The 12,299-nt window shown below is 67.6% G+C and carries 14 protein-coding genes; 13 read left to right on the top strand and 1 reads right to left on the bottom strand.

Annotation, left to right across the window (positions count from 1 at the left end; genetic code table 11):
* Positions 1-24: 24 nt before the first annotated feature.
* The gene (gene ahpC, locus DFR41_RS08440) at positions 25-588 is read right to left on the bottom strand and encodes an alkyl hydroperoxide reductase subunit C (protein ID WP_017762080.1); all 564 of its coding nucleotides are present in this window, start codon (positions 586-588) and stop codon (positions 25-27) included.
* Positions 589-840: 252 nt separating this feature from the next.
* Between ahpC and bfr the strand changes: the two genes are divergently transcribed.
* The 13 genes from bfr (at position 841) to hemP (ending at position 12,177) form a co-directional block, all read left to right on the top strand.
* Complete coding sequence (gene bfr, locus DFR41_RS08435) at positions 841-1,317, top strand: bacterioferritin (RefSeq protein WP_017762079.1); 477 nt, start codon at positions 841-843, stop codon at positions 1,315-1,317.
* Positions 1,318-1,531: 214 nt separating this feature from the next.
* A complete protein-coding gene (locus DFR41_RS08430; RefSeq protein WP_114802405.1) occupies positions 1,532-2,176 on the top strand; it encodes a PepSY-associated TM helix domain-containing protein in 645 nt (214 codons plus the stop codon).
* Positions 2,177-2,223: 47 nt separating this feature from the next.
* Positions 2,224-2,757 (top strand): DUF2271 domain-containing protein, encoded by a 534-nt coding sequence (locus DFR41_RS08425; RefSeq protein ID WP_017762077.1) that lies wholly within the window; start codon positions 2,224-2,226, stop codon positions 2,755-2,757.
* 44 nt (positions 2,758-2,801) lie between these two features.
* Complete coding sequence (locus DFR41_RS08420; RefSeq protein WP_017762076.1) at positions 2,802-3,605, top strand: DUF4198 domain-containing protein; 804 nt, start codon at positions 2,802-2,804, stop codon at positions 3,603-3,605.
* On the top strand, positions 3,602-4,681 hold the full coding sequence (locus DFR41_RS08415; protein WP_425326694.1) for an FAD:protein FMN transferase: 1,080 nt from the start codon (positions 3,602-3,604) through the stop codon (positions 4,679-4,681). The genes DFR41_RS08420 and DFR41_RS08415 overlap by 4 nt, the downstream gene beginning before the upstream one ends.
* Positions 4,678-6,033, top strand: a complete 1,356-nt coding sequence (locus DFR41_RS08410) for a sulfite reductase subunit alpha (protein WP_114802542.1) — start codon at positions 4,678-4,680, stop codon at positions 6,031-6,033. Before DFR41_RS08415 ends, DFR41_RS08410 begins: the two co-directional genes overlap by 4 nt.
* 231 nt (positions 6,034-6,264) lie before the next feature.
* Entirely contained in the window at positions 6,265-8,592 is a 2,328-nt protein-coding gene (locus tag DFR41_RS08405; protein WP_114802404.1) for a catecholate siderophore receptor Fiu, read from the top strand.
* 85 nt (positions 8,593-8,677) lie between these two features.
* Positions 8,678-9,358 carry a Fe2+-dependent dioxygenase gene (locus tag DFR41_RS08400; RefSeq protein ID WP_114802403.1) on the top strand — a complete coding sequence of 227 codons (681 nt, stop codon included), beginning with the start codon at positions 8,678-8,680 and terminating at the stop codon, positions 9,356-9,358.
* A 118-nt stretch (positions 9,359-9,476) separates the two neighbouring features.
* On the top strand, positions 9,477-9,749 hold the full coding sequence (locus DFR41_RS08395; protein ID WP_043112580.1) for a (2Fe-2S)-binding protein: 273 nt from the start codon (positions 9,477-9,479) through the stop codon (positions 9,747-9,749).
* A 104-nt stretch (positions 9,750-9,853) separates the two neighbouring features.
* Positions 9,854-10,570 carry an energy transducer TonB gene (locus DFR41_RS08390; RefSeq protein ID WP_114802541.1) on the top strand — a complete coding sequence of 239 codons (717 nt, stop codon included), beginning with the start codon at positions 9,854-9,856 and terminating at the stop codon, positions 10,568-10,570.
* Between the two features lie 19 nt (positions 10,571-10,589).
* On the top strand, positions 10,590-11,306 hold the full coding sequence (locus DFR41_RS08385; RefSeq protein WP_017758514.1) for a MotA/TolQ/ExbB proton channel family protein: 717 nt from the start codon (positions 10,590-10,592) through the stop codon (positions 11,304-11,306).
* Positions 11,307-11,310: 4 nt separating this feature from the next.
* Positions 11,311-11,724 carry an ExbD/TolR family protein gene (locus tag DFR41_RS08380; RefSeq protein ID WP_017758513.1) on the top strand — a complete coding sequence of 138 codons (414 nt, stop codon included), beginning with the start codon at positions 11,311-11,313 and terminating at the stop codon, positions 11,722-11,724.
* 237 nt (positions 11,725-11,961) lie between these two features.
* A complete protein-coding gene (gene hemP, locus DFR41_RS08375) occupies positions 11,962-12,177 on the top strand; it encodes a hemin uptake protein HemP (protein WP_043116852.1) in 216 nt (71 codons plus the stop codon).
* The last annotated feature ends 122 nt before the right edge of the window (positions 12,178-12,299 follow it).

Genomic DNA, 12,299 nt, shown 5'->3' with positions numbered 1-12,299 from the left:
ACGCCAGCCGGGCGAAGGGCATGCTCAGATCTTGCCGACCAGGTCGAAGGACGGCTTGAGCGTGGCGGCGCCTTCTTCCCACTTGGCGGGGCAGACTTCGCCCGGGTGCGAGGCGACGTACTGAGCGGCCTTGACCTTGCGCAGCAGGTCCTTGGCGTCGCGGCCGATGCCTTCGGCGGTGATTTCCAGCGCCTGGATCACACCCTGCGGGTCGACGATGAAGGTGCCGCGGTTGGCCAGGCCCTGGTCTTCACGCAGCACTTCGAAGTTGCGGCTGATGGCCAGCGTGGGGTCGCCGATCATCGTGTACTTGATCTTGCCGATGGTCTCGGACGAGTCGTGCCAGGCTTTGTGGGTGAAGTGCGTGTCGGTCGAAACCGAGTAGATCTCCACGCCCAGCTTCTGGAACTCGGCGTAGTGGTCGGCCACGTCGCCCAGTTCGGTCGGGCAGACGAAGGTGAAGTCGGCCGGGTAGAAGAAGAAGACGGCCCACTTGCCCTTGATGTCGTCGCTGGAGATGTCGACGAACTTGCCATCCTTGTAAGCGGTGGCCTTGAAGGGCTTGATTTCGGTGTTGATCACGGACATGTGCGGTTCCTCTTGAGGTCGAAAAAACTTGCGAGGCTCTAGTATATGCATGAGCTACAGGAAATTGATAGATAAACACTATCATTCGGGAACCCGGTGGCTATGGGAAGTGGGTGTGCGCGGCCGGATCGATACGAACGCCTCTCACGATCAAACGCATGCAGACCGGATCGGGCGGGTCTTGCCTTGTGGGCGCTGGAGTGCGCCCGCACAATCCGCCGCTTTGGGACCCTCCGGTCCGAGGACGAGAACATGCAAGGCGATCCCCAGGTCATCGATCATCTCCAGGCCCAGCTCAAGATCGAGCTGACGGCCATCAACCAGTACTTCCTTCACTACCGGATGCTCAAGCATTGGGGCTTCGACAAGCTGGCAAAGAAGGAATATTCCGAATCCATCGAAGCCATGAAGCACGCGGACAAGCTGATGGACCGCATCTTCATGCTCGACGGCCTGCCCAACCTGCAGGATCTGGGCAAGCTCAACGTGGGCGAGGACGTGCCCGAGATCCTCGACTGCGACCTGCGCACCGAGCAGGGCTCGCAGGCCACGCTCAAGGCCGGCATCGCCTACTGCGAGTCGGTGCGCGACTTCGTCTCGCGCGACTTGTTGGAGGACATCCTCGAAGACACCGAAGAGCAGATCGACTTTCTGGAGACGCAGATCGACCTTGTCGGCAAGGTGGGCCTGCAGAACTACCTGCAGTCGCAGATGGGCGACGCCGACTGAGTCGGGCGGGCGCACGGCGCCACGATTTGCCGAGCTTTCATCAAGGGCCCGTCGCGGGCCCTTGCCGCTTCATGAAACTTTACCGACACAGGTCGCTGCGAATTCGATAGCAAGAGACATCGACGAAACAACGACATTTCCACATCGGCGACTTCCCGCGCCAAAAATCAAATAGAACCTATTCTCATTTGCGGCGATAGAATCCGCGGCGCCGATGACATCCCCCGCCTCTTCCGCCCGCCGCGCCTATTGGCTCAAGACCCTCCATGAATGGCACTGGGTGAGCTCGGCCTTGTGCCTGGTGGGCATGCTGCTGTTCAGCCTCACGGGCATCACGCTCAACCACGCGGCGGACATCGAAGCCAGGCCGGACGTCCTCCACGAGACGGCCACCTTGCCACCGGCGCTGCGCGACGCCCTGCGGCAGCAGCAGCCCGATGTCGACCGACAGCTCCATGGCCGCGCCCCCGCCCCGGCCGCACTGGCCACCTGGCTGAAGTCGCAGTGGGCCGTCGACGCCCGCGGACAAGACGCCGAATGGTCGGCCGACGAGTTCTACCTGTCCCTGCCCCGACCGGGCGGCGACGCCTGGGTCCGCATCGCCCTGGACGACGGCAGTGCCGAATACGAGCGGACCGATCGCGGCTGGATCGCCTACCTCAACGACCTGCACAAAGGCCGCCACACCGGGGCGGCGTGGCGATGGTTCATCGACGCGTTCGCGGCCGCCGCCCTGCTCTTCTCGCTCACGGGCCTGCTGATCCTGAAGATGCATGCGGGCCGTCGCCCCTTCACCTGGCCGATGGTCGGCATGGGCCTGCTCGCGCCTTTGCTGCTGGCCTTGCTGCTCATGCACTGACCCCATCGCCACCGCCCTTCCCTCGCTTCTCTTTCAAAGGACGCTCCGTGCAGCTTCGCTATCCCCTTGCGCCTCTCACCTTGTCCGCGCTGTTCGCCGGCCCGGCCGCAGCCGCCGGGCTCGGTGTCAACATCGAGATTCCGCGGCTTTCCGTATCCGAGTACCACCGGCCCTATGTGGCAGCCTGGATCGAGAGGCCCGACAACACCGTGGCCACGACGCTGGCCGTCTGGTACGACGTGCGCACCCGCGCCAACAACCCGGAGGGCGAAGGCACCAAGTGGCTCAAGGACCTGCGACAGTGGTGGCGCCGCACCGGCCGCGAGCTGTCCGTGCCCATCGACGGCGTGACCGGCGCCACCAAGCCGGCGGGCCGCCATGCGCTCGCCTTCACCGAAGGCACCAAGCCGCTGGGCCAACTGGCGCCCGGCAGCTACCGGCTGGTCGTCGAGGCTGCGCGCGAGGTCGGCGGTCGCGAAGTGGTGACCGTCCCCTTCCAGTGGCCGCCCGCGAAGGCCGAGCAGGCCGGCGCCGCCGGCAAGGAAGAGCTGGGCGAGATCAAGCTCGATCTCAAGCCCTGACCGTCGCCAGCCGCCTTTTCCCCGTCCTTTTTTCGGAGCCTCTCATGCGCACTCCCTTCCGTCTCGCCACCCTGGCCCTGGGCCTTTGCGCCACCCTCGCCGCCCAGGCGCACAACCTCTGGCTGCTGCCCTCCACCACCGTGCTGTCCAAGCCCGACTGGGTGACCGTGGACGGCGCCGTCTCCAACGACCTGTTCGTCGCCAACCACTTCCCGCTCAACCTCGACAACCTGCAGGTCACCGGCCCCGACGGTGCCGCTGTCAAGCCAGAGAACACGGCCAAGCTCAAGTACCGCAGCGTGTTCGACCTGAACCTGGCGCAGCCGGGCACCTACCGCATTGCCGTGGTCAACAACGGCGTCTTCGCCAGCTGGAAGGACAAGGCCACCGGCCAGCCCCGCCGTGCGCGCGGTACGGCCGAGACCATCGGCCGCGAGATCCCTGCCGATGCGCAGGATGTCGCCGTCACGCAGTCGCTGGGCCGCGTGGAGACCTTCATCTCGGTGGGCAAGCCGACGGTGCTCAAGCCGACTGGCCAGGGCCTCGAACTGGTGGCGGCGGGCAGCGCCACCGACCACGCCAAGGGCGAGAAGTCCGGCTTCACGCTGCTGATCGATGGCCAGCCCGCGGCGGGACTGGACGTGACGGTCACGCAGGGCAACACCGTCTACCGCGACAAGCTGAACGAAACGACCGTCAAGACCGACGCACAGGGGCGGTTCGACATCACCTGGCCCGCGGCCGGCATGTATTGGCTGGAGGCGAGCACGCGCGACGCCAAGACCTCGCTGCCGCAGGCCAAGGAGCGGCGGCTCAGCTACGCGGCCACGCTCGAGGTCCTGCCCTGAGCGTGAGCGCTTCGTCCTCCATCGGGCGCGACCGCCCGGCCAGTACGCCGCTGTCCTTCGCCCGCTGGCAGGCCGGCGGCTACGCACCGATGCGCATGCCGCGAGCGGCCGACCCCGCACGGCTGCAGTCGCTGGCGGGCCAGACCATGGGCACCCACTGGTCGCTGCGCTTGGACAACCCGCGGATGTTGCCGCTCGGCGAGGTGCGTGCGGCGGTCCAAGCGGTGCTGGACGAGGTCGTTGCTCAGATGAGCCATTGGGCGAGGGATTCCGCCCTCTGTCGCTTCAACGATGCGCCGCCGGACAGCTGGCATGCCCTGCCCGACGGACTGGCGCAGGTGCTCGGTCGCGCCCTGCATTGGGCGCAGGCCAGCGACGGCGCCTTCGATCCAACGCTTGGCGCCCTGGTGGCGGCCTGGGGCTTCGGACCCGACGCCAGCGCCTCGCCCGCCTCGCCGGACGCACCCAGGCTGGCCATGGCCCGGGCGCGCTGCGGCTGGCACCGGCTCGATCTACGGGACGAAGCGCATGGCCGGTCGGCCAGGCAGCCCGGCGACCTCAGGCTGGACCTGTCCGGCATCGCCAAGGGCCATGCCGTAGACCGCGGGGCCGAGGCGCTCACCGCACTGGGCCTGCACGACTTTCTCTTCGAGATCGGCGGCGAACTGATCGCCCGCGGCCAGCGCCCGGACGGACAGCCCTGGCGGGTGCAGGTCGCGGCCGCCGACACCGATGCCCAGGCGCCGCTGGTCCTGCCGCTGCGCGACGAAGCCGCCGCCACCTCGGGCGACCACTGGCATGTGCGGGAGCACGCGGGGCGGCGCTGGTCGCACACGCTCGATCCGCACACCGGCGAGCCGGTCGGCCACGCCCTGGCCGCCGTGACGGTGGTGCACGCCAGTTGCATGGATGCCGATGCGCTGGCCACGCTGCTCACGGTCATGGGCATCGAGGAAGGGCTGGCCTTCGCGGATGCGCATGAGGTCGCCGCGCTCTTCACCGAGCGCCGGCCGGATGGCACGCTGCACCGGCAGGCAAGCGGGTGCTGGCGCTTCGGCATCGGCGCCGCGTCGTGAGCGAAGCGCTGCGCCACTGGACGGCCGGCGGCGCCACGTTGGCCTATGCCGCGCTGTGCGCCGCCATCTACGCCAGGCAGCGGCATCGGGCGAAGGCGAGAGCTGCAGCGGCGGTGGATCTCGCTGGCACCGCCGATTCCCCGGTGCTGGTGCTGCACGCCACGCAGACCGGCCTGGCCGAGCAGTGGGCCTGGGCCACCGCAGAAGCCCTTCACCGCAGCGGCACGCCCGCGCGCGTGCTGGCACTCAACGCACTGGATGCCGACCTGCTGGCCGGCACGCTCCGCGCCCTGTTCATCGCCAGCACCTACGGCGAAGGGGACGCCCCCGATGGCGCAAGCGCATTTGCCGACGCGGTGATGCACCGTCCGGCCGCACTGGCCCACCTGCGCTATGCGGTGCTGGCGCTGGGCGACCGGCAGTACAGCGAGTTCTGCGGCTTCGGCCGGCGGCTGGACGCCTGGCTCCAGGCGGCGGGCGCCACGCCGGAATTCGCGCGCATCGACGTGGACCGCGGCGATCCCGAAGCGCTTCAGCGCTGGCACGAACACCTCGGCCTGGTCGCGCCGGCCGCCAGCGCCGGCGCCGAAACGGCCTTCCACGCCTGGACCCTGCGCCAGCGCGAGCACCTGAACCCCGGCAGCCTGGGCGGACCGATCCATCGCCTGCACCTGCAGGCGCCTGCCGGCATGGCCCCGCACTGGGAGGCGGGCGACCTGGTCGACCTCCACCTGGACAGCGACCCCGCGCGGCCCCGCGCCTACTCGATCTGCTCCATTCCCGAGGAAGGCGATCTGCAGCTGATGGTGCGGCAGACCCGGCATCCGAATGGGCGGCCCGGTGCCGCGTCGGGGCTGCTGACCGAGACGCTGCAGCCCGGCCAGTCGGTGCCGCTGCGGCTGCGCCCCCATCCCGGCTTCCGCCTGCACCCCGACGCGCAACGACCTCTGCTGCTGATCGGCAATGGCACCGGCCTGGCCGGCCTGAGGGCACTGCTGCGCGAGCGCATCCGGCGCGGGCAGCATGAGAACTGGCTGGTCTTCGGCGAGCGGCAGCGTGCGCACGACCGGCTGCTCGACGACGAATTGACCGCGTGGCAAGCCGAGGGCCGACTGGCGCGGCTGGACTGGGTCTTCTCCCGCGACGGCGACGATGTCGCCTATGTGCAGCACCGCCTGCTGCACGAAGCGGCGCAGGTCAGCGCCTGGTGCGAGCGCGGCGCAGTCGTCCACGTCTGCGGCAGCCTGCAGGGCATGGCAGCGGCGGTGGACCTCGCCCTGCGCCAGATCCTGGGCGAGCCCGCGATGCAACGGCTCCAGCGCGAAGGCCGTTACCGGCGCGACGTGTACTGAGGCGCGGAAACGCCGTCCACGGCATCAGGACCGTGGGGCAGCGTTGCCGCAGGGCCACAGCGGTGCGATTCCGATGCGCCGAGACCGCCTCGATCCCTCCAATTTTGTTGCGAGTCGTTATCATTCACGGCGCCGCAGCATCGACTGCCGCGGCTCCTGCCAGCCACGCGCCCTCCCCGTTGCGCCAGCCAAGCGAAACACGCAACGCAATCAGCTTCCGGAGGGAATCCCATGGCACAACACATCAAGAGCCGCAAACACGCGGTGCCGCGCAAGGCGGCCGGCTGGACCGGCGCCGCCGCCGCCACGCTCGTGGCGATCGCCGCACCTGCGGGCGCGCAGACCGCCCCGTCCACCACCGACACCACCGCCAGCACCAGCACGCTGCGCGAAGTCCGCGTGGAGGGCGCGCGCGAGTCCTTCAAGGCCGACACCGTCTCCTCGCCCAAGTTCACGCAGCCGCTGGTCGACACGCCGCAGACCATCACCGTCATCAAGAAGGAAGTGCTGCAGGAGCAGGGTGCCAACACCCTGACCGAGGCACTGCGCAACACGCCCGGCATCACCTTCCAGATGGGCGAGAACGGCAACACCTCGACCGGTGACGCCGTCTTCCTGCGCGGCTTCGACAGCTCCGGCAGCATCTTCGTGGACGGCGCGCGCGACGTCGGCACCGTCACCCGCGACATGTTCAACATCGAGCAGGTCGAAGTGGTCAAGGGCCCGGCCAGCGCCGACATCGGCCGCACCGCCCCCACCGGCTACATCAACCTGGTGAGCAAGGTGCCGCAGACCTCCAACTTCTTCACTGGCAGCGTGAGCCTGGGTTCTGGGGACCAGAAGCGCGCGACGGCCGACATCAACCGCGTGCTCAACGCTGAGGGCACGATGGCCCTGCGCCTGAACGTGATGACGCAGGACAGCGGCGTGCCGGGCAGGGACGATGTCAAGAACAAGGGCTGGGCCATCGCGCCCTCCATCGCCTTCGGACTGAACACGCCGACGCGCGTCATCCTGCAGTACCAGCACGTCAACCAGCGCAACCGGCCGGACGGCGGCATTCCCACGGTGGGCCTGAAGGGCTACTACCTGGACCAGTTGAAAGGCATCGGCGGCAACGGCCCGCAGCCCGACACCAGCAACTACTACGGCTCGCTTTCCGACCACGACACCGTCGACGGCGACATGTTCACCGCGCGCATCGAACACGACTTCGACTCGGGCGTGAAGCTGCGCAACCTGACGCGCTGGGGCCGCACCGACCAGGACCTGGTGCTCACGGGCGTGTTCAGCAGCGGGCTGCTGACGCCCTCGGTCACCAACCCGCTGACCTGGTCGACGCGGGTGCTGCCGCAAGGCAAGGGCCAGCGCAACGAGATCCTGACCAACCAGACCAACGTGACGGCCGAGGCCACCACGGGCAGCATCAAGCACTCGATCAGCGCCGGCCTGGAACTGGCGCGCGAGCAGCAGGACAACACCACGATGGCCGCCACCATCAATGCAGCCAACGGCGTGCGCACGGTGTCGGGCGGGACGGTGTCCTACCAGGCCTACAACAGCCTGTACATGCCGAACCCGTACCGCGCCTTCGTGCCCGTGCTGCCTACCGGCGCCACCACCGAAGGCACGACCAGCACGGCGGCGCTGTATGCCTTCGACACGCTCAAGTTCAACGAGCAGTGGCAGCTCACGGGCGGCCTGCGCTGGGAGCATTACCGCACCCGCTTCACCAGCCTGGCCGCACCGGTGAATGGTGTGCAGACGGCACTCACGCAGGAAGGCTCGGACAACCTGCTGACCGGCAAGCTTGGCTTGGTCTACAAGCCGGCGGACAACGGCAGCGTCTACGCCGCCTATGCGACCGGCGCGCAGCCGCCGGGCGGCAACTTCAGCTTCCCCACCTCACTGACCACGGCCAACGTCAACAACCTGAGCCTCGATCCGCAGAAGTCCAAGACCTTCGAGCTGGGCACCAAGTGGGACGTGCTGGACAAGCGCCTGGCCCTGTCGGCCGCCGCCTTCCGCACGAAGAACGAGAACGAACAGGTGCAGGTCGACACCTTCGGCAACTTCGAGCAGTACGGCAAGACGCGCGTTCAAGGCCTGGAGCTGAGCGCGGTCGGCCAGATCACGCCGGCCTGGCAGGTCATCGGCGGCCTGGCGCGCATCGACACGAAGATCCTCGAAGGCTCGCGCACCAGCACCACGCAGAACGGCGCGCAGATCCGCTATTCGCCCAAGCTCACGGCCACGCTGTGGACCAGCTACAGGTTCCCGTTCGGCCTGACAGTCGGCGGCGGGGTGCGCTACGTGTCGACGCAGCAGCGTTCGACCAGCAACGCAGCCATCACGGCCACCAGCTTCTTCCCCGAGGTGCCGAGCTACACCGTGTGGGATGCGATGGTGGGATATGAGATCAACCGCAACGTCAGCATCCAGCTGAACCTGTACAACCTGGCCGACAAGTTCTACCTGGCACGGGTGAACAACGGTGGCAACCGGCTGGTCATGGGCACGCCGCGCTCGGCCCTGCTGAGCGCCAACTTCCGCTTCTGATCGCCAGACGCCGCCCCCGGGCGGCGGGCTTCCATCGGACCCGGCCGCCTGGCCGGGTTTTTCGCTTGTCGAGGAGAACGACACCATGATGGTCCATGTCCCCGAAGTCCTCAGCCCCGAGCAGGTGCGGCAGCTGCGTGCGGCGCTGGACGCCGCCGACTGGATCGACGGCCGCGACTCGGCGGGCCCGCAGGGCGCGCGGGTCAAGAACAACCGGCAGCTCTCGGAGCAGTCGCCCGTGGCTCAGGAACTGGGCGGCGTGATCCGCGAGGCGCTGGCCCGGCATCCCCAGTTCTTCTCGGCGGCCCTGCCCCTGCGGGTGGTGCCGCCGATGTTCAACCGCTACGAGGGCGGCGAGACCTATGGCCTGCATGTGGACGGCTCGGTGCGCTCCCTGCCGGGCGGCGGCGGACAGCTGCGCACGGACCTGTCGTGCACGCTCTTCCTCTGCGACCCGCAGGACTACGACGGCGGCGAACTGGAGGTGGTCGACACCTATGGCACGCACGAGGTCAAGCTGCCCGCGGGAGACCTGGTGCTGTATCCGTCGAGCAGCCTGCACCGCGTGCAGCCGGTGACGCGCGGCGCCCGGGTGTGCTCCTTCTTCTGGCTGCAGAGCATGGTCCGCGACGACGCCCACCGCGCACTGCTGTTCGAGCTGGACCAGAACATCCAGAGCCTGCGCGCACGCCTGGGCGAGACCGACGAGACCGTGGCGCTGACCGGCACGTACCACAACCTGCTTCGGATGTGGGCCGAGGTGTAGCTCACGCCCCGTCGGAGACACCCTTCTTTGCAGTGAGGATAGAGATTGCGAATGCGAGAAATTCGTATTTATAATCGCCCAACTTCTTCCTCACAGCCAGCCAACTGCAGCCACCGCCATGATCGTCTGTGTATGCCGCCGAGTGTCGGACCGCGAGATCGTGCGGCATGCCCGTGCAGGCATGAGTTTCGACGAGATCCAATTCGAGCTCGGTGTGGCCACCCAGTGCGGCCGCTGCGAAACCTGTGCACGCGACGTGGTGGCCCAATGCAGTGCGTCGCATCCGGTGGCCGCCCTCCACAGCGACATCGAACCCCGCGCGATCCAGCTTGCCACTGCCATCACGGAGAGCAAAGCATGGAATTCGTCGCAGCCCTCGTCGGCGGCCTGATCTTCGCCGGCTCGGTCTGGTGGGTACTGCGCCGCTAGATCCTCTTTTCTGATCTACGCTCACCGGCTCTGCATGCATGGCCGGGCTGTGTTTCTGGGTTGACCGTGTCGAGCCGCTTTTCCTCTCCCCCCTCTTCTCCTCTTGGCGTCTCCCGCACGACCTTGATCGTCGGTGGCGTGGTGCTCTTCCATGCCGCGGCGCTCTGGGCGCTGCAGAGCGGGCTCATCCGCAAGGCCGCCGAAGTGATCGTGCCGGTGGAGATCCTGGCGCAGATCATCGAGCCGCCACGGCCGGCACCGCCGCCCCCGCCCCCGCCGCCGCCGCCCGCTCCACCGCAGAAGCAGGCACCCAAGCCTCCGCCCCGGCCGATTGCAATCCGGGAGCCCAAGCCCGTGCCGGCGCCCAATGCGCCCACCGGCGTGGTGGAGCCGCCGCCCGTTACTGCACCCGCGCCCATGCCACCCGCGCCGCCGGCGCCTGCCGCCCCCGTCGCACCACCTGCGCCGGTCGCGCCGCCGGCACCGCGGCTGGTGGAGGTCACGCAGGGACAGACCACCTACGTGCGCGAACCACGCGCGATCTACCCGACCATGAGCCGCAAGCTCGGCGAGACGGGCACCGTGGTGGTGGCCGTCTATTTCAATGCCGACGGTATGGCCAAGCGGGCCGAGATCGCCAAGTCCAGCGGCTACGAGCGGCTGGACCAGGCCGCGCTGAGCGCGGCCATGACTGCGCAGGTGACGCCCTTCCGCCAGCTGGGCGGCGGCGACGCCCAGACGGTGTACCTGCTGCGCGCCCCCTTCAACTTCGTCCTGAACTGATCTTTTCGCTGGAGTATTTATGGATTCCCAATTTGGCCTGATGCACGTCTGGACGCAGGGCGACTTCGTCACCAAGGCCGTGGCCCTGCTGCTGCTGGGCATGTCGCTCGCGTCGTGGATCGTCATCCTCATCAAGGCGATCGACATCGTGCGCTACAAGCGCATGGCACGTCAGTCCGGCAACTTCTGGCACAGCGAGGATTTCGCCGCGGCGCTGGACAAGCTGGGCAAGGACGACAGCAACCCCTTCCGCGTGCTCGCGCTCGAAGGGCGCGAGGCCGCAGCCCACCATCGCAACACCAAGGCGCACCTGCACGACGCGCTCGACGTGAGCGACTGGATCACGCGCTGCCTGCGCAATGCCATCGACGAATTCACAGCCCGCCTGCAGGGCGGCCTGGCCATCCTGGCGTCGGTGGGCTCGACGGCGCCCTTCATCGGCCTGTTCGGCACGGTCTGGGGCATCTACCACGCGCTGCTGGGCATCGGCACCGCAGGCCAGGCCACCATCGACAAGGTGGCCGGCCCGATCGGCGAAGCGCTGATCATGACGGCCCTGGGCCTGGCAGTGGCCATTCCTGCCGTGCTGGGCTACAACGCGCTGGTGCGCGGCAACAAGTTCGTGCTGAACAAGCTCAACAGCTTCGCCCACGACCTGCACGCCTACTTCGTGACCGGTGGCCGGGTGCAGGCCAACGGCGAGGCCGCCACCATCCTGCCGCTCAAGAAGGGCTGATGCCATGGCCTTCGGAACCCAGGACGAAGCCGACGACGTGATGAACGAGATCAACATGACGCCCCTGGTGGACGTCATGCTGGTGTTGCTCATCATCTTCATCATCACCGTGCCGGTGATGAAGCATGCGGTGAACATCGACCTGCCGCGCGCCACCAACGAGCGCGAGGAGACCAAGCCGCAGACCATCCAGCTGAGCGTGGCCGCCGATGGCAGCTACTTCTGGAACCAGGAAAAGATCGACGACGCGACGATGGTGTCGCGCCTGGCGGCCGAAGGCGCGCGCGATCCGCAGCCCGAACTGCACATCCGGGGCGACAAGGACGTGCGCTACGAACGCGTCGCGACGGCCATGGCCGCTGCCCAAAAGGCCGGCGTGCGCAAGATCGGCTTCATCACCGATCCGACGCCGCAGTGACTTCCTTGGACCCGTCCGGAAAGCGGGCGCATCCTGAACGAGCCGGCAGCAGCCGGCTTTTTTCTCTGGCGCGCCTGCAAGAGCCCCCAGCGGGCGGCCGCCCCAGGGCGAATCGAGCCGGCCGGACCCGCTGGCGGTTTGCCTTCAAAAAAACTCATGACGACGATTGCTTTTCTAAGTGCGAATCGTTATCATTTGCTCATCCGCTTCACTGATCCGATTCGAAAGGTCCATCCCGTGCAAGCCCAGTCCTCGCATTCCCAGAAAGTGCTCAGCCATCCTTCGCTCGACCAGGGCGGCAGCGGCGCATCGGCGCACATCACGCCCTCTCCGGCCCAGCTGCTGCAGAGCAGCGAGCTGCTCAAGGGCCAGAAGACCATCGGCATCCTGCACAACGGCGCGCTCTATCGCCTGCAGGCCACCAAGCTCGGCAAGCTCATCCTGACCAAGTGATGCAGCCCCTGCCCCGACCGTTCATCGTGGGGCGACTCGAGGAGATCTGACTCTCCAAGGGTCGTTTTTTGGCCAGCCAGTGTTCGACCAGCCACGCCTTTTTTTGCGCTGAACGCGTCTTG

The sequence above is a fragment of the Pseudacidovorax intermedius genome (assembly GCF_003350475.1).
Taxonomy (GTDB): domain Bacteria; phylum Pseudomonadota; class Gammaproteobacteria; order Burkholderiales; family Burkholderiaceae_C; genus Xenophilus; species Xenophilus intermedius.
This window is presented reverse-complemented; position numbering and strand designations above follow the sequence as displayed.

Bases quoted from the DNA above. Each gene is read 5' to 3' on its own strand.
- ahpC (WP_017762080.1), bottom strand. From the start codon at position 588: ATGTCCGTGATCAACACCGAAATCAAGCCCTTCAAGGCCACCGCTTAC.
- bfr (WP_017762079.1), top strand. From the start codon at position 841: ATGCAAGGCGATCCCCAGGTCATCGATCATCTCCAGGCCCAGCTCAAG.
- DFR41_RS08430 (WP_114802405.1), top strand. From the start codon at position 1,532: ATGACATCCCCCGCCTCTTCCGCCCGCCGCGCCTATTGGCTCAAGACC.
- DFR41_RS08420 (WP_017762076.1), top strand. From the start codon at position 2,802: ATGCGCACTCCCTTCCGTCTCGCCACCCTGGCCCTGGGCCTTTGCGCC.
- DFR41_RS08405 (WP_114802404.1), top strand. From the start codon at position 6,265: ATGGCACAACACATCAAGAGCCGCAAACACGCGGTGCCGCGCAAGGCG.
- DFR41_RS08400 (WP_114802403.1), top strand. From the start codon at position 8,678: ATGATGGTCCATGTCCCCGAAGTCCTCAGCCCCGAGCAGGTGCGGCAG.
- DFR41_RS08395 (WP_043112580.1), top strand. From the start codon at position 9,477: ATGATCGTCTGTGTATGCCGCCGAGTGTCGGACCGCGAGATCGTGCGG.
- DFR41_RS08385 (WP_017758514.1), top strand. From the start codon at position 10,590: ATGGATTCCCAATTTGGCCTGATGCACGTCTGGACGCAGGGCGACTTC.
- DFR41_RS08380 (WP_017758513.1), top strand. From the start codon at position 11,311: ATGGCCTTCGGAACCCAGGACGAAGCCGACGACGTGATGAACGAGATC.